This is a genomic window from Pseudomonas sp. Teo4 (assembly GCF_034387475.1).
Lineage (GTDB): Bacteria > Pseudomonadota > Gammaproteobacteria > Pseudomonadales > Pseudomonadaceae > Aquipseudomonas.
This window is the reverse complement of sequence record NZ_JAXCIL010000002.1, coordinates 1,320,128-1,341,976: the sequence shown is the minus strand read 5'-3', so window position 1 is coordinate 1,341,976 and position 21,849 is coordinate 1,320,128. Positions and strand designations below refer to the sequence as shown.

Sequence of the window (21,849 nt, the reverse complement as noted above, 5' to 3'; positions counted from 1 at the left end):
ACGCGATGGCATGGCAACCTCCAGGACAGCGATTTGAATATCGCTGCTTGGCCCGTTTTCACGGGGCAGGCCCGGTGCAACCCTTCAATTGTGAGCCAGTAGGGTCAGGGGGCACTTTGTGCTATTCCCCCTCAATTTTACTAGTTGCGTAGGCCCTAGCCACTTGAGAGGCTGAAAAAACGCGCGAGCTCATCCCTCTATGAGATGCAAATCATGAAAGAAAAACTGTTAAAAACCGCTCGGTACTTCTATCAAGACAAGACGATAAGCAACGAAATATCGGCGACTACAAACTTGAAATTATTCTCGGCACTAAATAAACCACTCGCCAGCGTGAACGCAGACCTAAACACTCTACTGGCGAACGATGCTCAAGCATCTACGCTATATGCCAGTGCTCATTCAGCGAACTCGTCCCGATCCTATACCCCATTTGGGCATACACGCAGTAAAATCGAAAAGACTATTCTCGCCGAGTACTGCGGTAAGCGTAAAGACAGCTTTATGCAATGCTACCTACTAGGACACGGCCATAGAGGATACGACCCTGGCCTCATGAGATTCTATTCACCCGACAGTTTGAGCCCATTTTCAGACGGTGGGTTAAATGCCTATACTTACTGCGAAGGAGACCCTATAAACTATTCAGACCCAAGCGGACAGAAAAAATGGTTCTTTGGATTGTTCTCGAGAAAAAATCGGGACAAAGTAACCGTGAAGCCAACTATAGCAACACCCGCAGACGCTACGAACAGACAAAGCCTACCTGACATCACAATAATGAAACTTCAAAACGTCCTACCTCAATCAACCGCCTCACAACATGCTGCAACCCCAGGGCACGAAAAAAGTAGACTCCAAGTCCCGCAAAGAAGCACTCAAACCAACGGAAGCGATTCAAGCCAGCAGTTAGCTTCAGAAACGTCTCAACAGTACGACATCTTAATAAAAAGAAAACAACAATACCGCAAAATAATCGACCCATACTGGGAGGCGTCAACAATCAAACAGATCGATGAACAAATTGCGACCTTGCAATCTTCCAAGGCATTTGCTGAAGTTGCTGAAAAAATTTCGAAGACTCGAAATACTGCAATACTCAAGCCATAATGCCGGATTTGAAGCGTGGCTATTTACTGTCAGGCACAAGAGAGTTGACGCCGAGAACCTGATGCTCATTTTCAATAGTTCCAGCCTGTCGTTGCAGCGCTTGGCCGCCCCAACAGGCTCAGGAACTTATTGGCTTCAGGCCGACGCAGTGGCCGGAGCCGGGCGCCGAACCTGCGGCTGCGACACGTTCGCCGCAGCGCCTTCTTCGATGGCCTGTTGAATCGCCTTGCGACGACGTTCTTCGGCCTGGCGGCTGAAGTACCAGACAAAGAAGGTCACCAACGACACCGACAGCAGAATCAAACTGGCCACGGCGTTGATCTCAGGCTTCACGCCCAGACGCACCGCCGAGAACACTTCCATCGGCAAGGTGGTCGAACCCGGGCCAGACACAAAGCTCGCCAATACCAGGTCGTCCAGCGACAGCGCGAACGACATCATGCCGCCAGCCGCCAGCGAGGGCGCGATCATCGGAATGGTGATCAGGAAGAACACCTTCCACGGCTTGGCACCCAGGTCCATGGCCGCCTCTTCGATCGACAAGTCCAGCTCACGCAGGCGAGCCGACACCACCACCGCCACATAGGCCGCGCAGAAGGTGGTGTGGGCGATCCAGATGGTGACGATGCCACGCTCCTGCGGCCAGCCGATCATCTGCGCCATGGCCACGAACAGCAGCAACAGCGACAGACCGGTGATCACTTCAGGCATTACCAGCGGCGCGGTGACCAGGCCACCGAACAGCGTACGGCCCTTGAAGCGGGTCACGCGGGTCAGCACGAAGGCCGCCAGGGTACCCAGCGCCACCGCAGCAACTGCGGTGTAGCAGGCGATTTCCAGCGAGCGCATCACCGAACCCATCAGCTGGGTGTTGTCGAGCAGGCCGACGTACCACTTCACCGACCAGCCACCCCACACCGTTACCAGCTTCGAGGCGTTGAACGAGTAGATCACCAGGATCAGCATCGGCAGGTAGATGAACAGCAAGCCGAGCACCAGCATCAGCTTGGAGAAACTGAAGCGTTTCATGCCCTGCCCTCCATTTCTTTGGCCTGGCTGCGGTTGAACAGCAGGATCGGGACGATCAGGATCGCCAGCATCACCACCGCCAAGGCAGACGCCACCGGCCAGTCACGGTTGTTGAAGAACTCTTGCCACAGCACCTTACCGATCATCAGGGTTTCCGGGCCGCCCAGCAGTTCAGGAATCACGAACTCACCCACCACCGGGATGAACACCAGCATGCAGCCGGCGATGATGCCGTTCTTCGACAGCGGCACGGTGATTTTCCAGAAGCTGTTGAAGGTGCTCGAACCCAGGTCCGACGCAGCTTCCAGCAGGCTCGGGTCGTGTTTGACCAGGTTGGCGTACAGCGGCAGGATCATGAACGGCAGGTACGAATAGACCACGCCGATATACACCGCCAGGTTGGTGTTGAGGATCTGCAGCGGCTGGTCGATCAGGCCGGTCCACAGCAGGAAGCCGTTGAGCAGGCCGTTGTTGCTGAGGATGCCCATCCAGGCATAGACGCGGATCAGGATCGCGGTCCAGGTCGGCATCATGATCAGCAGCAGCAAGACCGTCTGGGTCTCCTTCTTGGCGTTGGCGATGGCATAGGCCATCGGGTAGCCGATCAACAGGCACAACAAGGTGCTGAAGAAGGCCATCTTCAGCGAGCCCAGGTAGGCCGAGATGTACAGCTCATCCTCGGTCAGCAGGCCATAGTTGGCGAGGTTCAGCACCAGCTGAACCTTGTCTTCGATGTAGCTGTAGATCTCGGTGTACGGCGGGATCGCCACATCGGCTTCGGCAAAGCTGATCTTCAGTACGATGAAGAACGGCAGCATGAAGAACAGGAACAGCCAGATGAACGGCACGCCGATCACCAGGTGGCGTCCCTCCGGGGTGATGCGCTGAAGCGCTCGCTTGAGCTTGCGAGGGCTCATGACCGCAGTACCACGCCGCTGTCGTCTTCCCACCACACGTACACTTCATCGCCCCAGGTTGGCCGGGTGCCTTGGCGCTCGGCGTTGGCGACGAACGACTGTACGACCTTGCCGCTAGGCAGCTCGACATAGAACACCGAGTGGCCACCGAGGTAGGCGATGTCGTGGACCTTGCCGCGAGACCAGTTGTGCTCGCAGGTTGGCTGCGTGGTGGTGACCAGCATCTTCTCCGGGCGCAGCGCGTAGGTGATGTGCTTGTCTTCCACCGAGGTAGTGATGCCGTGGCCGACGTAGATTTTGCGCTCGAGTTCCGGGCTGGCAATGATCGCGTGGCCTTCGGCGTCGTCGACCACTTCACCCTCGAACAGGTTGACGTTGCCAATGAATTCGCACACCAGGCGGCTGGTCGGTGTCTCGTAGATATCCACCGGCGAGCCGATCTGGGCAATCCAGCCCAAGTGCATGATGGCGATGCGCTGGGCCATGGTCATGGCCTCTTCCTGGTCGTGGGTCACCATCACGCAGGTCACACCCACGCGTTCGATGATCTCGACCAGCTCCAGCTGCATCTGCGAACGCAGCTTCTTGTCCAGCGCACCCATAGGTTCGTCGAGCAGCAGCAGTTTCGGGCGTTTGGCCAGCGAACGGGCCAGGGCCACACGCTGACGCTGGCCACCAGAAAGCTGGTGCGGCTTGCGCTTGGCGTACTGGGTCATGTGCACCAGCTTGAGCATCTCGGCCACACGGGCGTCGATCTCGGACTTGGGCATCTTGTCCTGCTGCAGGCCGAAGGCGATGTTCTGCGCCACGGTCATGTGCGGGAACAAGGCGTAGGACTGGAACATCATGTTGATCGGCCGCTCGTAGGGCGGCATATCAGTGATGTCGACGCCATCGAGGAAGATCCGCCCTTCGGTTGGACGCTCGAAGCCCGCCAGCATGCGCAGCAGGGTCGATTTACCAGAACCGGAGCCTCCCAGCAGGGCGAAGATCTCGCCCTTGCGGATTTCCAGGGACACATCGTCCACGGCTACCGTTTCGTCGAATTTTTTCGTGACCCGGTCGATCTTGACCAGCACCTGCTTGGGTTGCTGGCCACCCTCGAGGGCTTTCTTATAGGCACCGGAGGCAACTGCCATGAGTGAAACTCCCAACAAGATTTGTGTGCCCGCCACTGCGTCAGCGACGGGCCTGGATTGTTACTTGCCCGACTTGACCTTGGTCCAGCTGCGGGTCATCAAACGTTGCACCTTGGGTGGCAACTCACTGTTGACGAACATCTTGTCCAGCACTTCCTGCGGTGGGTAAACCGCGGCGTCAGTCCTCACGGCCTGGTCCATCAGGTCGCCAGCCTTGGGGTTCGGGTTGGCGTAACCGACGTAATCACTGACCTGGGCAATCACCTCAGGCTTCAGCAAATAGTTGATGAAGGCATGGGCCTCCTTGACGTTCTTGGCATCCTTGGGGATCGCCAGCACGTCGAACCAGAGGTTGCCGCCTTCCTTGGGAATCGCGTAGGCCAGGTTCACGCCCTTTTTCGCTTCTTCAGCGCGGGCCTTGGCCTGGAACACATCACCGGAGAAACCTGCCGCGACGCAGATGTCGCCGTTGGCCAGGTCGGTGATGTACTTGGACGAATGGAAGTAAGTCACGTAGGGGCGCACGGCCAGGAGTTTCTCCTCAGCCTTCTTGTAGTCCGCTTCCTTGGTGCTGTTGGGGTCCAGCCCCATGTAGTTGAGCACCGCCGGCAGCATCTCGTCCGCCGAGTCGAGGAAGGCCACGCCACACTTGGAGAGCTTCTTCATGTTCTCGGGTTCGAACAGCACGGCCCACGAGTCGATGGTATCCACGCCCAGCGCGGCTTTTACCTTGTCGACGTTGTAGCCGATACCGTTGGTGCCCCAAAGGTAAGGCACGGCGTACTGGTTACCCGGATCGTTCTTTTCCAGGCGCTTCATCAACGCTGGGTCCAGGTTCGAATAATTGGGCAGCAGGCTCTTGTCGAGCTTCTGGAATGCGCCCGCCTTGATCTGCTTGCCGAGGAAATGGTTGGACGGCACAACGACGTCGTAACCGGTGTTACCGGCCAACAACTTGCCTTCCAGGGTTTCGTTGGAGTCAAAGACATCCTGCACCGGCTTGATACCGGTTGCTTTTTCAAAGTCCGCGAGGGTGGTCGGGCCGATGTAATCGGACCAGTTATAGAAGTGCACCGTAGGCGCCGCTTGGACGCTGCATGCCAGCGTCAGGCCCGCTCCAGCCATCAAGGCCTTGCGGAAAACAGAAATAGACAAGTGGGTGGTCCTCACAATCAGTGCCTCGGTGACGGCATGCTTCATGGGTACAAGCGCTGCCGCACACGCAAAACCGGCGCGCAACTTACCTTCGCAGCCTCAATGCCGCAATCATCAATTGCCTTTCACTGCCTCTGGGCCGGAAAACCCCGGCCCAGAGGGTTCAGCATCGGGTTTACTTGCCCGACTTGATCTTGGTCCAGCTGCGGGTGATGACACGCTGGGCGGATGCTTCAGGCGCGGCAATCGCGTACAGCTGCTTCTTCACTTCAGCAGGCGGGTAGATGCTTGGGTCGCTGGTGATGTCCTTGTCGACGAACTGGGTAGCCGCCGCGTTGCCGTTCGGGAAGCGCACGGCATTGGTGATCTCAGCCATGATTTCCGGCTGCATCAGGAAGTCCATGAACTGGTAGGCGGCGTCTTTATGCTCGGCATCTTTCGGGATGGCGACCATGTCGTAGAAGGTACCGGCACCCTCTTTCGGAATGATGTAGTCCAGCTTGACCTTGTCACCTGCTTCGTGGGCACGGGCCTTGGATTGCTCCAGGTCACCCGAGTAACCGACAGCTACGCAGATGTTGCCGTTGGCCAGGTCGCCAATGTACTTGGACGAGTGGAAGTAGGTGATCGAAGGACGGATGCTCAGGAACAGGTCCTCGGCGGCCTTCAGGTCTTCTTTCTTGGTGCTGTCGGTGGGCTTGCCCAGGTAGTGCAGCGCAGCTGGCAGCATTTCGGTCGGGGCATCGAGGAAGCTCACGCCGCAGCTCTTGAGCTTGGCAATGTTCTCAGGCTTGAACACGGCGTCCCACGAGTCGATCTTGTCCACGCCCAGCGCGGCCTTGACCTTCTCTGGGTTGTAGCCGATGCCGATCGAACCCCACATGTACGGGAAGGCGTGCTTGTTGTCCTTGTCGCTGGCATCGCCAACGGCTTTCAGCAGGTCTGCGTCGAGATTTTTCCAGTTGGGCAGCTTGGAGCGGTCCAGCTCCTCGTAGACACCTGCCTTGATCTGCTTGGCCAGGAAGTTGTTCGAAGGCACGACGATGTCGTAACCCGACTTGCCCGCCAGCAGCTTGGCTTCCAGGGTTTCGTTGCTGTCGAAGACGTCGTACTTGACCTTGATGCCGGTCTGCTTCTCGAACTTGGCGATGGTGTCCGGAGCGATGTAGTCCGACCAGTTGTAGACGTTCAGTACCTTGTCTTCAGCCTGTACAGCGGTGGCCATGGCACCCATCAGGGCTGCGGCCAGCAACGTCTTGCCCATTTTCTTCATGCGTCATGCTCCAGATTTTTTTGATTAGCCATCCGTTCAGCTGCCAGGTCCCGCAGTACAGGCGTCGGGCGACTGAAACAGTCGCTAGTCTGGCAAGTTACAAGGCGCTGTTTCAAGGAAAGCAGAGCCTTGCAAGCAACTAATGTCACAACGCTAGCCTAGCAGGCGCTCATTTGATCGCTTCATAGGTCAGGTCCAGGCACTTGCGTGCTTTCTCCACCAGTTCGTCCACCTCTGCATGGCTGATTACCAGAGGCGGTGCGATGATCATGGTGTCACCCACCGCGCGCATGATCAGGCCGTTGTCGAAGCAGAAATTGCGGCAGATCATGCCCACGCCCTTGCCTTCATAACGGCTGCGGGTGGCTTTGTCCTTGACCAGCTCGATCGCGCCGAGCAAGCCCAGGCCGCGTACTTCGCCCACCAGCGGGTGATCCTGCAGCTCACGCAGACGCTTTTGCAAGTAGGGTGCCACTTCCATGCGAGCCTTCTCGACGATCTTCTCGTCGCGCAGGATGCGCAGGTTTTCCAGGCCTACCGCTGCCGCCACTGGGTGGCCGGAATAGGTGAAGCCGTGGTTGAAGTCACCGCCTTCGCTGAGCGCTTGGGCGACTTTGTCACGCACGATCACACCGCCCATGGGGATGTAACCGGAGGTCAGGCCCTTGGCGATGGTCATCAGGTCGGGCTTGAGGTCGTAATAGTCCGAACCAAACCATTCGCCGGTACGGCCGAAGCCGCAAATCACTTCGTCGGCGACGAACAGGATGTCGTACTTGGCGAGGATTTCCTTGACCTTCGGCCAGTAGGTTTCTGGCGGGATGATCACGCCGCCAGCGCCCTGGATCGGCTCGGCGATGAAAGCCGCGACGTTTTCTTCGCCAACCTCCAGAATCTTCTTCTCTAGTTGCTCGGCAGCCCATACCCCGAACTCGTCCGGGGTCATGTCGCCACCCTCGCCGAACCAGTACGGCTGCGGGATGTGCACGATGCCCGGAATCGGCAGGCCACCCTGCTCGTGCATGCCGCTCATGCCGCCCAGGCTGGCGCCAGCAACGGTGGAACCGTGGTAGCCGTTGATACGGCCAATGATGGTCTGTTTCTGCGGTTTGCCCTTGAGCGCCCAGTAATGGCGGACCATGCGCAGCACAGTGTCGTTGCCCTCGGAGCCGGAGCCGGTGAAGAACACATGGGTCATGCCCTCGGGCGCCACGTCGGTGATGGCCTTGGCCAGTTCCAGCGCAGGCGGGTGAGCGGTCTGGAAGAACAGGTTGTAGTACGGCAGCTCGCGCATCTGCTTTTCCGCCGCCTGCACCAGTTCTTCACGACCATAGCCGACCGCCACGCACCACAGGCCAGCCATGCCGTCGAGGATATTGTGGCCCTCGCTATCCCACAAATGCACACCCTGCGCCTTGGTGATGATGCGCGGCCCCTTCTCCTTCAGCTGCTTGTAGTCAGAGAAGGGTGCAAGGTGGTGCTCACCGCTCAGGGTTTGCCATTCACGGGTTTGCGGGTTGTTGACGCTCATGTGCCTCTCCATTTTCCGGTGGCCGCCCATGGGCGGCCTCAGGGTTGATCAGACAGCGAACAGCAGGAACTCTCGCTCCCAGGAACTGATGACGCGTTTGAAGTTTTCATGCTCGGCGCGTTTGGTGGCGACGTAGCCGGTAATGAATTTCTTGCCCAGGTACTGGGTCAGCGCACGGCTGACTTCCATGCGCTCCAGCGCATCCTCGATGGTCAGCGGCAGGCGCAGGTTACGGCGTTCATAGCCACGGCCCACCACTGGCGCGCTGGCTTCGATACCTTCGACCATGCCGATGTAGCCGCACAGCAGGCTGGCGGCGATGGCCAGGTAAGGGTTGGCGTCGGCACCGGGCAGGCGGTTCTCGACCCGGCGGTTCTGCGGGCCGGCATCCGGTACACGCAGGCCAACGGTACGGTTTTCTTCACCCCACTCGACGTTCACCGGTGCCGAGGTGTCGGGCAGGAAACGGCGGAACGAGTTGACGTTGGGGGCGAACAGCGGCAGCGCTTCGGGGATGAACTTCTGCAGGCCACCGATGTGGTGCAGGAACAGCTCGCTCATGCTGCCGTCTTCGTTGGAGAAGATGTTCTTGCCAGTGGCAGCGTCGACCACGCTCTGGTGCAGGTGCATGGCACTGCCAGGCTCGCCGGTCATGGGCTTGGCCATGAAGGTCGCGGCCACATTGTGCTTGAGCGCGGCCTCGCGCATCGTGCGCTTGAACACCAGGATCTGGTCAGCCAGGTGCAGGGCGTTGCCGTGACGGAAGTTGATTTCCATCTGCGCCGTGCCGTCTTCGTGGATCAGCGTGTCCAGGTCAAGCTGCTGCAGCTCGCACCAGTCATACACATCCTCGAACAGCGGGTCGAATTCGTTGGCGGCTTCGATGGAGAACGACTGCCGACCTGTTTCCGGGCGGCCCGAACGGCCTACCGGTGGTTGCAGCGGGAAGTCCGGGTCTTCGCTACGCTTGGTCAGGTAGAACTCCATCTCTGGCGCGACAATTGGCTGCCAGCCCTTGTCAGCGTAGAGCTTGAGTACTTTCTTCAGAACGTTGCGCGGCGACAGCTCGACCGGGTTGCCCTTCTTGTCGTAGGTGTCGTGGATAACCTGCGCGGTCGGCTCGATGGCCCACGGCACGAGGAATACGGCGTTCTCGTCCGGGCGGCAGATCATGTCGATGTCGGCCGGGTCGAGCAGTTCGTAATAGATGTCATCGTCGACGTAGTCGCCGGTCACAGTCTGCAACAACACGCTCTCGGGCAGGCGCATGCCTTTTTCGGCGATGAACTTGTTGGTCGGCGAGATCTTGCCGCGGGTAATGCCGGTCAGGTCGCTGATCAGGCATTCGACTTCGGTGATCTTGTGCTCTTTCAACCAATCGGTGAGCTGGTCGAGGTTGTTACTCATAAATACCTCAGGAGGTAAGGAGGTCCGCGCTCTGATTCTGGATGGAGTAGATTGCTAAAGCAAAAACCCCCGCGCAGGACCGCAGTGGATACACTGGAATCAGGTGCATCCGTAATGAGTTCGAAGGGCAGAAAGGCGAAAAGAGGTGCGGTAGACCGCTACGGGACGTGGTCCGGGAACGCCAGGCGTCAATTATTGCGGCCAGTACGGCCGACCGGTTGACGGTGCGCGCAAAAATGACGGAGATACCCGATGGTGCTGCACTGGCAGCACGTACAGGTCGCGACAAGCGGACCATGTGACCCTCGTATTATTGTGTTCTGGGTTGAGACCGAGCTTAGCCTTGTTCATTTTTTTACACAACACCTCCGTAAAAAATAAAACACGGCGTGTCGGAGATAGCCCTTCGCAGGGGAAATAGCGGATAATGGATTGCCCCGATATGCAGCAAATCTGCCGTCGATGTGCCATTTCAGGGCATCATGGGGTTGGCTTGACATCAGTATGTCTTTTCGATTGACTGGACCTGCAAGCCCCCCTTGATTGATATTTTTAACAACAAAGGTGTTGCATCATGTCGGTACCCCCGCGTGCCGTTCAGCTTAACGAAGCGAACGCGTTCCTTAAGGAACATCCTGAGGTTCTCTACGTTGACCTTCTGATTGCAGATATGAATGGTGTGGTTCGTGGCAAACGAATCGAACGCACCAGCCTCCACAAGGTTTACGAGAAAGGCATCAACCTGCCTGCCTCCCTCTTCGCCCTGGACATCAACGGTTCCACCGTAGAAAGCACCGGGCTTGGCCTGGATATCGGCGATGCTGACCGCATCTGCTACCCGATTCCTGGCACTCTCTCCAACGAACCCTGGCAGAAACGCCCCACCGCCCAGTTGCTGATGACCATGCACGAGCTCGAAGGCGAGCCGTTCTTCGCCGACCCGCGCGAAGTGCTGCGTCAGGTGGTGAGCAAGTTCACCGAGATGGGCCTGACCATCTGTGCCGCGTTCGAACTGGAGTTCTACCTGATCGACCAGGAGAACGTGAACGGCCGTCCGCAGCCACCGCGCTCGCCGATTTCGGGCAAGCGTCCACAGTCGACCCAGGTGTACCTGATCGACGACCTCGACGAATACGCCGACTGCCTCCAGGACATCCTTGAAGGTGCCAAGGAGCAAGGCATTCCGGCAGACGCCATCGTCAAGGAAAGCGCCCCGGCGCAGTTCGAAGTCAACCTGCACCACGTCGCCGACCCGCTCAAGGCTTGTGACTACGCAGTGCTGCTCAAGCGCCTGATCAAGAACATCGCCTACGACCATGAAATGGACACCACCTTCATGGCCAAGCCCTACCCGGGCCAGGCAGGCAACGGCCTGCATGTACACATTTCCGTGCTGGACAAAGATGGCAACAACATCTTCACCAGCGAGGATCCCGAGCAGAACGCCGCGCTACGTCACGCTGTCGGCGGTGTGCTCGAGACCCTGCCCGCGTCCATGGCGTTCCTCTGCCCGAACGTCAACTCGTACCGCCGCTTCGGCGCTCAGTTCTACGTGCCGAACGCACCGAGCTGGGGCCTGGACAACCGTACCGTGGCCCTGCGCGTGCCGACCGGCTCGCCGGACGCCGTTCGTGTCGAGCACCGCGTTGCTGGTGCCGACGCCAACCCGTACCTGATGATGGCGGCCGTGCTGGCCGGTGTGCACCACGGCCTGACCAACAAGATCGAGCCGGGTGAGCCAATCGAAGGCAACTCGTACGAGCAGCTGGAGCAAAGCCTGCCGAACAACTTGCGCGATGCCCTGCGCGAGCTGGACGACAGCGAGATCCTGAACAAGTACATCGATCCGAAGTACATCGACATCTTCGTCGCGTGCAAGGAAAGCGAGCTGGAGGAGTTCGAGCACTCGATCTCCGACCTCGAGTACAACTGGTATCTGCATACCGTGTAAACGAAAACGCCGCCCCTCAGGGCGGCGTTTTTCATTCTGGAAGAGCTGCTAGCTGTACCGGCCTCATCGCCGGCAAGCCGGCTCCCACGGATTGCCACTGCTTTCAGAGCTGCGGGGAACCTGTGGGAGCCGGCTTGCCGGCGATGAGGCCGGTACGGGCTTACAGCGACTTCTCGAAAATCTTCGAATTACGCTGGTAGTTGTACAGCGATGCCCGCGCCGCCGGCAGCCGCTCCACACCACTTGGCGCAAAGCCACGCTCACGGAACCAGTGCGCAGTCCGCGTGGTAAGCACGAACAAGGTATTCAACCCCAACGCCCGCGCCCGGCTCTCGATGCGCTCAAGCAACTCGTCCCCGCGCCCGCCATGGCGGTACTCCGGGTTCACCGCCAGACACGCCAGCTCGCCTGCCTCGGAATCGGCAATCGGATACAACGCCGCACAGGCGATGATCATGCCTTCACGCTCGACCACGCTGAACTGCTCGATCTCCCGCTCCAGCACCTCACGCGAACGACGCACCAGAATGCCCTGCTCTTCCAGCGGGCTGATCAGCTCCAACAGGCCGCCGACATCGTCGATGGTGGCTTCACGCACCACCTCGAACTGCTCTTGAGAGACCAGCGTACCGCCGCCCCCGCGAGTGAACAGCTCGGTGAGCAGTGCACCGTCCTCGGCATAACTGACGATATGGCTACGCGCCACACCGCCCTTGCACGCCTCGGCAGCAGCATCCAGCAGCTCGCCCTGATAGTCGCTGCCCAGGCGCGCCAGGTGCGGCGCCACCTGCTGCGGACGAAGCTCGCGCACCAGTTTGCCGTGTTCATCCAGCAAGCCTGGCTCGGCACCGAACAGCAGCAGCTTGTCGGCACCCAGCTCGATGGCGGCACGGGTAGCGACGTCTTCGCAGGCCAGGTTGAAGATTTCGCCAGTGGGCGAATACCCCAGCGGCGACAACAGCACGATGGAACGCTCGTCGAGCAAACGGCTGATGCCCTTGCGGTCGATCCGACGGACTTCGCCGGTGTGGTGGAAATCAACACCTTCGAGCACGCCAATCGGCCGCGCGGTGACCAGGTTGCCGCAGGCCACCCGCAGGCGCGAGCCCTGCATCGGAGAGGCTGCGATATCCATCGACAGCCGCGCCTCGATGGCCAGGCGCAAGGCGCCGACCGCGTCGATCACGCAATCCAGGGTGGCCGCGTCAGTAATGCGCAGACCACGGTGATAGTGCGGGCTCAGCCCGCGTGCCGCCAGGCGGCTTTCGATTTGCGGGCGCGAGCCATGCACCAGCACCAGCCGCACGCCAAGGCTGTGCAGCAGCACCAGGTCATGGACGATGTTGCCGAAATTCGGGTGTTCCACCCCATCGCCGGGAAGCATGACCACGAAGGTGCAATCGCGATGGGCATTGATGTACGGGGAGGCATGGCGTAGCCAGTTGACGTAATCGGGCATGACAGGGCCTGTGGATAAAGTGGACGGAGAACGGTGGATCACACGGCGTTCAGGATCATCGTCGGAACAGGCTTGCGGTCACGCGCGGTCTCCTCTAGGCAAGAACGAATCAGCTCGATTGACGTTTAATTGAGGCAATAGTGCCGGATCAGGTCACGCAATAGACGCACGGTAGGCTCGATTCGTGACATTTCAAGGTATTCGCCAGGCTGGTGAGCGCAGGCGATGTCGCCAGGGCCCAGCACGATGGTCTGGCAACCCAGCTGCTGAAGATAAGGCGCTTCGGTGCCAAACGCCACCGCTTCGGCGCGATGCCCGGTCAGACGTTCGGCCACCTGCACCAGTTCGGCATCGGCGGCCTGCTCGAACGGCGGCACTTCCGGGAACAGCGGCTTGTAGTCGATACGCACGTCCAGTCGCTCTGCGACCGGCTTGAGCTTCTGCCGAATCGCCTCGCGCAGCTGCTCGACATCCATGCCTGGCAGTGGCCGCAGGTCGAACTCCAGGGCGCACTGGCCGCAGATTCGGTTGGGGTTGTCGCCCCCGTGGATACAGCCGAAGTTCATGGTGGGCGTAGGCACGGTGAACTGCGGGTTGCGGTAGGTGTCCTGCCATTGCCGGCGCAACCCCATCAACTCGCCCATCACGGCATACATGGCCTCCATGGCGCTGCGCCCCAGGCTCGGGTCGGACGAGTGGCCACTGCGCCCGAGAATGTCGATGCGGTCCATGAGGATGCCCTTGTGCATGCGAATCGGCCGCAGGCCCGTAGGCTCACCGATCACCGCCGCCCGTCCCAGGGGCTGGCCGGCCTCGGCCAGGGCACGGGCGCCGGACATCGAGCTTTCTTCGTCACAAGTGGCGAGAATCAGCAACGGCTGCTTGAAGTCGTGCTCCAGCAGCGGCAACACAGCCTCGATCACCAGGGCGAAAAAGCCCTTCATGTCGCAACTGCCCAGCCCGACCCAGCGGCCATCGACTTCGGTCAGCTTGAGCGGGTCACTGGCCCACAGCTGTGGGTCATAGGGCACCGTGTCGCTGTGGCCCGCCAGCACCAAGCCGCCAGGCCCAGTGCCACGGCTGGCCAGCAAGTTGAACTTGCCCGGGCTGACTTGCTGAATGTCGCACTTGAAACCCAGGTCACCCAACCAGCCCGCCAGCAAGTCGATGACCTGGCGATTGGACTGGTCCAGCGCTGGCTGGGTGCAACTGACCGAAGGCGCGGCAATCAGGGCGGCGAACTGGTCTTTCAGCGTCGGCAACGGCATGCACGTACTCCTGGGAAATCGTTGCCCATCATAGGACCATCCGCCGTCTCGAATAAACCGTTGTTGGCCGACTCCTGTAGACTGCACGTCAACCACGCCCCTCCCTTCGAGCCTGCGATGCACAAAGAAACCGAACTCAAGCTCCGCGCCAGCCGCGAGACCCTTGCCGCCCTGCGCGAGCACCCCCTGCTGAAAAAGCGCAACAAGTCCGGCTGGCAGACCCGCGAGCTGCTCAATCAGTACTTCGACACCCCCGAGCGCGACCTCTCGGCTGCCCGCGTCGCCCTGCGCCTGCGCCGCGACGGCGATGTGATCATCCAGACCCTCAAGTGCCGTGGCCAAAGCGTTGCCGGCCTGTCCGAGCGTAACGAGTTCGAATGGCAGCTCGACAAGGTCAAGCTGGACCTGAAGAAGCTCGACGCCACTTGCTGGCCCGAGCAACTGGCCGACCTGGACAAGAAAACCATCAAGCCGCTGTTCACCACCGACTTCACCCGCGAATACGCGGAAATCGCCTGGGGCCGCGGCAAGAGCAAAGTGGTGATCGAGGCCGCACTGGACCAGGGCTTCGTCATCGCCGGTAAACGCAAGGAAGAGATCTGCGAGCTGGAGCTGGAACTGCGCGAAGGCGCCCCAGAAGCACTGCTGGAACTGGCCAGCGAACTGGCCGCCAGCCTGCCGCTGATGCCCTGCGACATCAGCAAGGCCGAACGCGGCTACCGCCTGCTGGAGCCCGACAGCTACGAGCTGGGCCTGCCCCACACCGAGCTTGAGGCCGAAATGGCGGTGGACGACGCCTATGCCGCCCTCGCCTGGCAATTACTGGGCAGCAGCCAGCGCCTGGCCGAGCAATACCGCCACAACGGCCACTGGCGCCTGCTGCAGGACTGGGTCCTGTGCCTGAGCGAACTGCGCGCCCTGACCAGCAGCCTCGGCCAGGCGGCACCACGCCCGACCACCCGCGCCCTGCGCACCAGCCTTGATGCACTGCTGGAAGACTGGCGCCCGCTGGTCCAGGCTGGCAACGACGACGAAGACATCCGCCGCGCCGCGCCCGAGCAGTTCGCCGAAGAGCTGGAAGACACCCGTTGGGGCCAGTTCTCTCTGGAAACCTCGAGCTGGCTGCTGGCTCGTAGCTGGACCCTCGATCGTAAAGGCCGTGGCGAGCGCCAGGGCAAGGCACAGCTGGCCAGCTGGTTGGGCCATCTGCTGGGCGAGGAAGGCCGCGCCCTGAAGCTGCCGCTCTACACCCAGCGCCCGGAAGACCTGGCCGAACAGCTGCCGCGTATCGAACAGCTGCTGGCCTGGTTGCACCATGCACGCCAGGTGCTCGAAGCGCCGCAGATGGACCGCCTGTACGGCGACCTGAAGAAGCTGCATGAGCTGGCCGAACAGCCGCTGTCCGACGAGCTGCTCGAAGCGCGCATCGAGCAGGCCCGGGCTGTGGATCAGAGCCGTGGTTGGAAGTACCTGATCAAGGCTTGAGTCAGCGTTGACTTCATCGCCGGCAAGCCGGCTCCCACAAAGACCGCGCCCCTCTTGGGATCATTGCGGTACCTGTGGGAACTGGCTTGTCACGGCGATGGTCTCACCGCGCCAGCGGCAGGCTGGTCGTGGACTTGATTTCGGACAAGGCCACGATCGAGTTGACCTCCTGAATTCCCGGCACGTTCGACAGCTTTTCGAAGAAGAACCGCTCGTAGGCTTCGATGTCCGATGTGACGATGCGCAGCAGAAAATCGACTGCTCCCATCAACACATAACACTCCAGCACTTCCGGAAAACCGCGAATTGCCTCGGTGAACTCGGCAAAATTGGAGCGGCCGTGGGCATTGAGCTTCACCTCGGCGAAGATCTGCGTGTTCAGCCCGACCTTCTTGCGATCGAGCAAGGTCACCTGGCCACGGATCACCCCCTCCTCCTTCAAGCGCTGAATGCGGCGCCAGCACGGCGATTGCGAAAGGCCAACTCGCTCGGCGATCTGTGCGCTGGACAGCGAAGCATCCTCCTGCAGCAGTTCGAGAATACGGCGGTCGTAAGCGTCCAGCTCGCTTTGCATTGATCATTCTCCTAAGCAACGGTTATCGAATAGAACAATTCGCCGACACAGCGAATTGATCAAATCATAGCGAAAAAATGCCCCTGCAAACGTGCAAGAATTTTCCCACTTTTGCGGAGACCAGCATGAACGCACAGCCCCGTACCGACGCCTGGGCCGCCAACAACGCCCACAGCACCGTCAACTATCGCCTGCAGGCCGAAGCCGAACCCGACAGCCTGTGCCGCGTGCTCAACCTGTTTGCCCTGCAGTTCCTTACCCCACATAGCGTGCAGGTCAGCCAACAGGATGACTGGCTGAACATCGAGGTTGGCATTGGCGGGCTGAGCTGGCACCGGGCCGAGGTGATCGCGCAGAAACTGCGTAACCTGGTGTGTGTGGGTGAAGTGAGCCTGGCCAACCAGCAGCGGGTGGAGCTGGCAGTGGTGTAACGCGCACTGCAAGATCCAGAAACCCTTCATCCCCGGCAACCCTTCAGCGCCCGTCTAGCCTGAGCAAGACCCCTCATCAGGCACGGACGCCACCATGCATACCCCAGAAAACCCGGCACTCGACCTCAAGCGCGTGCTCGAAGCCCTGCTCGCCGACCAACACCTGCACGCCAACGACACCCTGCACGTGCTGAAGCACGCCACCACTCACCCCGCCAGCCACCCGCTGGAGCAGATTGCTGACTGCGGCCTGGAAGACCACCGACAGCCCGGTCAACGATTGGACCTGGACCGCCTCTGCCAATGGCTGGCCGGCAAGGTCGGCCAACCCTATCTGCGCATCGACCCGATGCAACTCGACATGCCCCAGGTCGCGGGCCTGATATCCCCGGCCTTCGCCCAGCGTCACGGCATCCTCATCGTTGCCGCCGACCCTTCGAGCGTCACCGTCGCCAGCGCCCAGCCCTATCAGGATGACTGGCAGGCCGACCTGGCCCGCAGCTTGGGCAAGCCAATCCGTCGGGTGCTGGCCAGCCCGCTGCAGATACGCCAGCTGGGCCAGTCATTCTTCCGCCTGGCCCACTCGGTCAAGGGCGCGCAATACCAACAGTCGACCAGCCTGGGCGAGCTGGAGCAATTGCTGGAACTGGGCAAGCGCCAGTCCGAGTCGACTGCCGACGATGCTCACATCGTGCACATCGTCGACTGGCTGCTGCAGTACGCCGTTGAACAACGGGCCAGTGATATTCATCTGGAGCCTCGCCGCGACAAAGGCCGACTGCGATACCGCATCGACGGCTTGTTGCACACGGTCTATGCCTTTCCCGCCAGCGTGACCCTGGCGGTCATCAGCCGCCTCAAGCACCTGGGCCGCATGGATGTAGCGGAGAAACGCCGACCTCAGGATGGCCGTCTCAAGAGCCGCCTGCCCGGCGGTGAAGAAGTGGAACTGCGCCTTTCGTCCCTGCCTACCCCATTCGGCGAAAAGCTGGTGCTGCGCCTGTTCGACCCGCAGCAATTGCATGAGAGCTTCGCCAGCCTTGGCCTTGAGGGCGAACAGCTGGCGCAGTGGCAGGCGCTGTTGCGTCAGCGTCAGGGCATCATTCTGGTCACCGGGCCAACCGGCTCAGGCAAGACCAGCACGCTGTACGCCAGCCTCAAGCTGCTGGCTACGCCCGAGGTCAACCTGTGCACCATCGAAGACCCGGTTGAGCGCTTGGAGCCAGCATTCAACCAGCTGCAGGTCCAGCCAAGCCTGGACCTGAGCTTTGCCAATGGTGCACGCGCCCTGCTGCGCCAGGACCCAGACATCATCATGATCGGTGAAATTCGCGACCGCGAAACGGCGCTGGTGGCGGTTCAGGCAGCCCTGACTGGGCACCTGGTGCTTTCGACCTTGCACACCAACGACGCTTGCAGCGCCATCACCCGTCTGCAGGAGCTGGGGGTCGCCGATTACCTGATAAAGGCGACCCTCATCGGCGTCATGGCCCAACGCCTGGTGCGCACCCTGTGTGGTGAGTGCCATGGCGGCAATCCGATGGCCGGCGCCCAACCGTGCCGCAACTGCCGAGGTACGGGCTTCCAGGGCCGGACCGGTCTGTTCGAGCTGTTGACTCCCAGCGACAAACTGCTCGCCCGAATAGGCCCTGGCACCGACCTTGCGGCATTACGTGAGCAGGCCAGGGAGCAAGGGCTGCTGGATCTGCGCCATTGTGGGGAGGCAAAAGTCGCGCTGGGGCTGACCAGCCACGAGGAGGTCCTACGGGTCTGCAACTGAGCAAAAAAACCTTGTATTCAAGGAACTTGCGTCAGCCAGACAGGATCAAACCGGGCACCTTCAACCCCACCCTTTGAGGTGTTTCATCATGCGTCTCAAAACCGCCATCGCAGCTGCAGCCTTGCTGTCGCTGCCGATGGGCTCCGCCATGGCCGATGAGCTCTTGCGCAATCTCATGACGACCGGTGCAACTACCGCGTCGAGCTATCTGACATCCGGAGATCACAAACTGGTATTGGCGGCACAGGATGATGCCGGCAGCTTCGTAGCCAGTGAAGGCGCCATTCGCGGACCGTTCCTGGAGGCAGCATTGCACCAGGTACGCGCCGAGCACCCAGGGATTGAAGCAAGCGACATGGAACTGGCCAACGCCATTCTGGCGAAGAATGCCGTAGCCCAGTAAGCGTCAGGGGCTGCGGTGCAGCCCCATCTCTCAGCGATATGCCTCCACCGGCACACACGCACAGAACAGGTTCCTGTCCCCATACACATTGTCGACCCGGTTCACCGCTGGCCAGTACTTATGCTGGCGCACATGAGCACTGGGGGCGATGCCTTGCTCCAGGCTGTACGGCCGATTCCACGGCGCAAGCACATCAGCCAGTGTATGCGGCGCGTGCTTGAGTGGGTTGTCCTCCGCCGGCCAGTTACCCTCCTGTACCTCGCTGATCTCGCCGCGAATTGCCAGCATGGCATCGACGAAGCGGTCCAGCTCTGCCTTCGACTCACTTTCGGTCGGCTCCACCATCAACGTCCCCGGCACCGGGAACGACATGGTCGGGGCATGGAAACCGTAGTCCATCAGACGCTTGGCCACGTCTTCCTCGGTGATGCCGGTCTGCGCCTTCAGTGGGCGCAGGTCGAGGATGCACTCATGCGCCACCCGCTGATTGCGGCCGCGATACAGCACGGGGAACGCACCGCCCAACTGGCAGGCCAGGTAGTTCGCCGACAGGATGGCCACCTCGCTGGCATCGGCCAGCTGCGGCCCCATCATGGCGATGTACATCCAGCTGATCGGCAAAATGCTGGCACTGCCCCACGGCGCTGCACTGACCGCCGTGTTGTTCGGGTCCAGGCCCGGCACCGGCACCACCGGGTGGCTGGCGACGAACGGCTTGAGGTGCGCGCGGATACCGATAGGTCCCATGCCCGGACCACCACCGCCATGGGGAATGCAGAAAGTCTTGTGCAGGTTCATGTGTGACACATCGGCGCCGATGTCCGCCGGCCTGGTCAGGCCAACCTGGGCATTGAGGTTGGCGCCGTCCATGTACACCTGGCCGCCATGCTGGTGGATCACCTCGCAGATTTCGCGAATGCCTTCCTCGTACACGCCGTGGGTCGAGGGGTAGGTAACCATCAGGCAGGACAACCGATCCCCGGCAGCGTTGGCCTTGGCCTTGAGGTCGTCGAGGTCGACGTTGCCGTCGTCGTCGCATTCGACGATCACCACCTCCATGCCTGCCATCTGTGCCGACGCCGGGTTGGTGCCGTGGGCGGAGGACGGTATCAGGCACAAGGTACGCTGGGGCTGATGACGGCTGCGGTGATAACGGGTGATGGCCATGAGCCCGGCGTACTCGCCTTGGGCGCCCGAGTTGGGCTGCATGCAGATGGCGTCAAAGCCGGTGATGGCGCACAACCAGCTCTCCAACTCGTCGATCATCGCTTTGTAGCCCGTCGTCTGGGCGGCCGGTGCGAAGGGGTGGATGTTGGCGAAACCCGGCCAGGTGATGGGAATCATCTCGCTGGTGGCGTTGAGCTTCATGGTGCATGAGCCGAGCGGGATCATCGACTGGTTCAGTGCCAGGTCTTTGTTCTCCAGCTGCTTGAGGTAGCGCAACATCTCGGTTTCGCTGTGGTGCAGGTTGAACACCGGATGAGCGAGGTAAGGCGTGCGACGCACCAGTGCAGCAGGAATGCCTTCCGGCAAGGCATGCTTGTCGAGCTCTGCGATGTCCAGGCCATGATCGACGCCCAGCAAGATGTCGAACAAGCGCAGCACCGTTGCTTCGTTGCAAGTCTCGTCCAGGCTCACGCCCAGGTGCCCTCGCCCGAGAATTCGCAGGTTGATGCGAGCGTCTTCGGCGCTGTTGATGATCGCCGCTTGGGCACCGCCGACATCCAGGGTCAGGGTGTCGAAGAAATGCTGGTTGACGCGTTTGATGCCCTTGGCTTCGAGACCGACAGCCAGGATGAAGGTCAGCCTGTGCACGCGCTGGGCAATGCGCAGCAGGCCCTCAGGCCCGTGATAGACAGCATAGAAGCCAGCGATGTTGGCCAGCAGCACCTGCGCGGTACAAATGTTGGAGTTGGCCTTTTCCCGGCGGATATGCTGCTCACGAGTCTGCAGCGCCATGCGCAGCGCGGTGTTGCCACGGGCGTCGCGGGAGACACCGATGATGCGCCCCGGCATGGCACGCTTGTAATCGTCGCGGCAGGCGAAATACGCCGCGTGCGGGCCGCCGTAGCCCATTGGCACACCAAAGCGTTGGGTCGAGCCAAGCACCACGTCGGCGCCCCACTCGCCCGGCGGCGCCAGCACCACCAGGCTCAGCAGGTCTGCGGCCACGCAGGCCAAAGCTTGCTGGCTGTGAAGCTGATCGACCAGCGGGCGCAGGTCACGCACCTCGCCGTGGGTATCGGGGTACTGCAGCAACGCGCCGAACACCTTGTGCTTGGCAAGGTTATCCACAGAGTCGACGATCAGCTCGAAGCCAAAGCCTTCGGCACGGGTTTTCAGCACTGACAGGGTCTGTGGGTGGCAGTGCTCGTCAGCGAAGAAGGCATTGCTCTTGCTGCGCGCCACACGCTTGGCCAAGGCCATGGCTTCAGCGGCAGCGGTGGCTTCATCAAGCAACGAAGCGTTGGCCAGGGCCAGGCCGGTCAGGTCGATGACCATCTGCTGGAAGTTCAGCAATGCCTCCAGCCGCCCTTGGGCGATTTCCGGCTGGTAGGGCGTGTAGGCGGTGTACCACCCAGGGTTTTCCAGCACGTTACGCAGGATCACCGTTGGTGTGACCGTGCCGTGGTAACCCATGCCGATCAGACTGGTCCACACCTGGTTCTGCTCGGCATAGCCAGCGAGCTTGGCCAGCGCGGCCTGTTCATCCAGGGCTGGAGGAAGATCGAGAGGACGGTTCAGGCGGATACCAGGTGGGACAGTCTGCTCGATCAGCTCGCTGCGGCTGGCAACGCCCAACGTAGTGAGCATGGCCTGCTGCTCCGAGGCATCGGGCCCCAGATGGCGACGCAGAAACGGGTTGAGCTCTTGCAGTTGATGCAGGGATGGCGACTGGGACATGACGACGCTCTCTTCCTAGACCAGGCCTCATGG

Annotated in this window: 17 protein-coding genes; 6 read left to right on the top strand and 11 right to left on the bottom strand. The window is 60.8% G+C overall.

Annotated features, from left to right (window positions below):
* Positions 1–213 precede the first annotated feature (213 nt).
* Positions 214–1,110, top strand: coding sequence for an RHS repeat-associated core domain-containing protein (locus PspTeo4_RS22400; protein ID WP_322366038.1), 897 nt, complete (start codon positions 214–216; stop codon positions 1,108–1,110).
* Positions 1,111–1,245: 135 nt separating this feature from the next.
* Here the strand turns inward: PspTeo4_RS22400 and PspTeo4_RS22395 are convergent, their stop codons facing one another.
* The 7 genes from PspTeo4_RS22395 to PspTeo4_RS22365 all read right to left on the bottom strand — a co-directional run bounded on the left by PspTeo4_RS22395 (position 1,246) and on the right by PspTeo4_RS22365 (position 9,561).
* Positions 1,246–2,139, bottom strand: a complete 894-nt coding sequence (locus tag PspTeo4_RS22395; RefSeq protein WP_322366037.1) for an ABC transporter permease subunit — start codon at positions 2,137–2,139, stop codon at positions 1,246–1,248.
* The gene (locus tag PspTeo4_RS22390) at positions 2,136–3,056 is read right to left on the bottom strand and encodes an ABC transporter permease subunit (protein ID WP_322366036.1); all 921 of its coding nucleotides are present in this window, start codon (positions 3,054–3,056) and stop codon (positions 2,136–2,138) included. The genes PspTeo4_RS22395 and PspTeo4_RS22390 overlap by 4 nt, the downstream gene beginning before the upstream one ends.
* The gene (locus PspTeo4_RS22385; RefSeq protein WP_322366035.1) at positions 3,053–4,195 is read right to left on the bottom strand and encodes an ABC transporter ATP-binding protein; all 1,143 of its coding nucleotides are present in this window, start codon (positions 4,193–4,195) and stop codon (positions 3,053–3,055) included. Before PspTeo4_RS22385 ends, PspTeo4_RS22390 begins: the two co-directional genes overlap by 4 nt.
* Positions 4,196–4,255: 60 nt before the next feature.
* Positions 4,256–5,350, bottom strand: a complete 1,095-nt coding sequence (locus PspTeo4_RS22380; RefSeq protein WP_322366034.1) for a polyamine ABC transporter substrate-binding protein — start codon at positions 5,348–5,350, stop codon at positions 4,256–4,258.
* Positions 5,351–5,525: 175 nt separating this feature from the next.
* Positions 5,526–6,623, bottom strand: a complete 1,098-nt coding sequence (locus PspTeo4_RS22375) for a polyamine ABC transporter substrate-binding protein (protein WP_322366033.1) — start codon at positions 6,621–6,623, stop codon at positions 5,526–5,528.
* A gap of 169 nt (positions 6,624–6,792) precedes the next feature.
* Positions 6,793–8,154 (bottom strand): aspartate aminotransferase family protein, encoded by a 1,362-nt coding sequence (locus tag PspTeo4_RS22370; protein ID WP_322366032.1) that lies wholly within the window; start codon positions 8,152–8,154, stop codon positions 6,793–6,795.
* Between the two features lie 48 nt (positions 8,155–8,202).
* Entirely contained in the window at positions 8,203–9,561 is a 1,359-nt protein-coding gene (locus PspTeo4_RS22365) for a glutamine synthetase family protein (RefSeq protein ID WP_322366031.1), read from the bottom strand.
* 574 nt (positions 9,562–10,135) lie between these two features.
* Between PspTeo4_RS22365 and PspTeo4_RS22360 the strand changes: the two genes are divergently transcribed.
* Entirely contained in the window at positions 10,136–11,512 is a 1,377-nt protein-coding gene (locus PspTeo4_RS22360) for a glutamine synthetase family protein (protein WP_322366030.1), read from the top strand.
* Between the two features lie 160 nt (positions 11,513–11,672).
* On the opposite strand, the gene argA is transcribed toward PspTeo4_RS22360, so the two are convergent.
* Together argA and argE are read right to left on the bottom strand one after the other, a co-directional pair.
* Positions 11,673–12,971 (bottom strand): amino-acid N-acetyltransferase, encoded by a 1,299-nt coding sequence (gene argA / locus PspTeo4_RS22355; protein ID WP_322366029.1) that lies wholly within the window; start codon positions 12,969–12,971, stop codon positions 11,673–11,675.
* A 125-nt stretch (positions 12,972–13,096) separates the two neighbouring features.
* Positions 13,097–14,239, bottom strand: coding sequence for an acetylornithine deacetylase (argE, locus tag PspTeo4_RS22350; RefSeq protein ID WP_322366028.1), 1,143 nt, complete (start codon positions 14,237–14,239; stop codon positions 13,097–13,099).
* A 117-nt stretch (positions 14,240–14,356) separates the two neighbouring features.
* Between argE and PspTeo4_RS22345 the strand changes: the two genes are divergently transcribed.
* Positions 14,357–15,724 (top strand): inorganic triphosphatase, encoded by a 1,368-nt coding sequence (locus PspTeo4_RS22345; protein ID WP_322366027.1) that lies wholly within the window; start codon positions 14,357–14,359, stop codon positions 15,722–15,724.
* A gap of 103 nt (positions 15,725–15,827) precedes the next feature.
* Here PspTeo4_RS22345 and PspTeo4_RS22340 read toward each other — a convergent pair whose 3' ends face one another.
* Complete coding sequence (locus tag PspTeo4_RS22340; protein ID WP_322366026.1) at positions 15,828–16,298, bottom strand: Lrp/AsnC family transcriptional regulator; 471 nt, start codon at positions 16,296–16,298, stop codon at positions 15,828–15,830.
* 125 nt (positions 16,299–16,423) lie between these two features.
* Here PspTeo4_RS22340 and PspTeo4_RS22335 point away from each other — a divergent pair, with 125 nt between their 5' ends.
* From PspTeo4_RS22335 to PspTeo4_RS22325, 3 genes are all read left to right on the top strand, one after another.
* Positions 16,424–16,729 carry a hypothetical protein gene (locus PspTeo4_RS22335; RefSeq protein WP_322366025.1) on the top strand — a complete coding sequence of 102 codons (306 nt, stop codon included), beginning with the start codon at positions 16,424–16,426 and terminating at the stop codon, positions 16,727–16,729.
* Between the two features lie 94 nt (positions 16,730–16,823).
* Positions 16,824–18,509, top strand: coding sequence for a GspE/PulE family protein (locus tag PspTeo4_RS22330; RefSeq protein ID WP_322366024.1), 1,686 nt, complete (start codon positions 16,824–16,826; stop codon positions 18,507–18,509).
* 88 nt (positions 18,510–18,597) lie between these two features.
* Positions 18,598–18,912, top strand: a complete 315-nt coding sequence (locus PspTeo4_RS22325; RefSeq protein WP_322366023.1) for a DUF2388 domain-containing protein — start codon at positions 18,598–18,600, stop codon at positions 18,910–18,912.
* A 30-nt stretch (positions 18,913–18,942) separates the two neighbouring features.
* On the opposite strand, the gene gcvP is transcribed toward PspTeo4_RS22325, so the two are convergent.
* Positions 18,943–21,816 carry an aminomethyl-transferring glycine dehydrogenase gene (gene gcvP, locus PspTeo4_RS22320; RefSeq protein WP_322366022.1) on the bottom strand — a complete coding sequence of 958 codons (2,874 nt, stop codon included), beginning with the start codon at positions 21,814–21,816 and terminating at the stop codon, positions 18,943–18,945.
* Positions 21,817–21,849 lie beyond the last annotated feature (33 nt).

Bases quoted from the DNA above. Each gene is read 5' to 3' on its own strand.
- PspTeo4_RS22400 (WP_322366038.1), top strand. From the start codon at position 214: ATGAAAGAAAAACTGTTAAAAACCGCTCGGTACTTCTATCAAGACAAG.
- PspTeo4_RS22395 (WP_322366037.1), bottom strand. From the start codon at position 2,139: ATGAAACGCTTCAGTTTCTCCAAGCTGATGCTGGTGCTCGGCTTGCTG.
- PspTeo4_RS22390 (WP_322366036.1), bottom strand. From the start codon at position 3,056: ATGAGCCCTCGCAAGCTCAAGCGAGCGCTTCAGCGCATCACCCCGGAG.
- PspTeo4_RS22385 (WP_322366035.1), bottom strand. From the start codon at position 4,195: ATGGCAGTTGCCTCCGGTGCCTATAAGAAAGCCCTCGAGGGTGGCCAG.
- PspTeo4_RS22375 (WP_322366033.1), bottom strand. From the start codon at position 6,623: ATGAAGAAAATGGGCAAGACGTTGCTGGCCGCAGCCCTGATGGGTGCC.
- PspTeo4_RS22370 (WP_322366032.1), bottom strand. From the start codon at position 8,154: ATGAGCGTCAACAACCCGCAAACCCGTGAATGGCAAACCCTGAGCGGT.
- PspTeo4_RS22365 (WP_322366031.1), bottom strand. From the start codon at position 9,561: ATGAGTAACAACCTCGACCAGCTCACCGATTGGTTGAAAGAGCACAAG.
- PspTeo4_RS22360 (WP_322366030.1), top strand. From the start codon at position 10,136: ATGTCGGTACCCCCGCGTGCCGTTCAGCTTAACGAAGCGAACGCGTTC.
- argA (WP_322366029.1), bottom strand. From the start codon at position 12,971: ATGCCCGATTACGTCAACTGGCTACGCCATGCCTCCCCGTACATCAAT.
- argE (WP_322366028.1), bottom strand. From the start codon at position 14,239: ATGCCGTTGCCGACGCTGAAAGACCAGTTCGCCGCCCTGATTGCCGCG.
- PspTeo4_RS22345 (WP_322366027.1), top strand. From the start codon at position 14,357: ATGCACAAAGAAACCGAACTCAAGCTCCGCGCCAGCCGCGAGACCCTT.
- PspTeo4_RS22340 (WP_322366026.1), bottom strand. From the start codon at position 16,298: ATGCAAAGCGAGCTGGACGCTTACGACCGCCGTATTCTCGAACTGCTG.
- PspTeo4_RS22335 (WP_322366025.1), top strand. From the start codon at position 16,424: ATGAACGCACAGCCCCGTACCGACGCCTGGGCCGCCAACAACGCCCAC.
- PspTeo4_RS22330 (WP_322366024.1), top strand. From the start codon at position 16,824: ATGCATACCCCAGAAAACCCGGCACTCGACCTCAAGCGCGTGCTCGAA.
- PspTeo4_RS22325 (WP_322366023.1), top strand. From the start codon at position 18,598: ATGCGTCTCAAAACCGCCATCGCAGCTGCAGCCTTGCTGTCGCTGCCG.
- gcvP (WP_322366022.1), bottom strand. From the start codon at position 21,816: ATGTCCCAGTCGCCATCCCTGCATCAACTGCAAGAGCTCAACCCGTTT.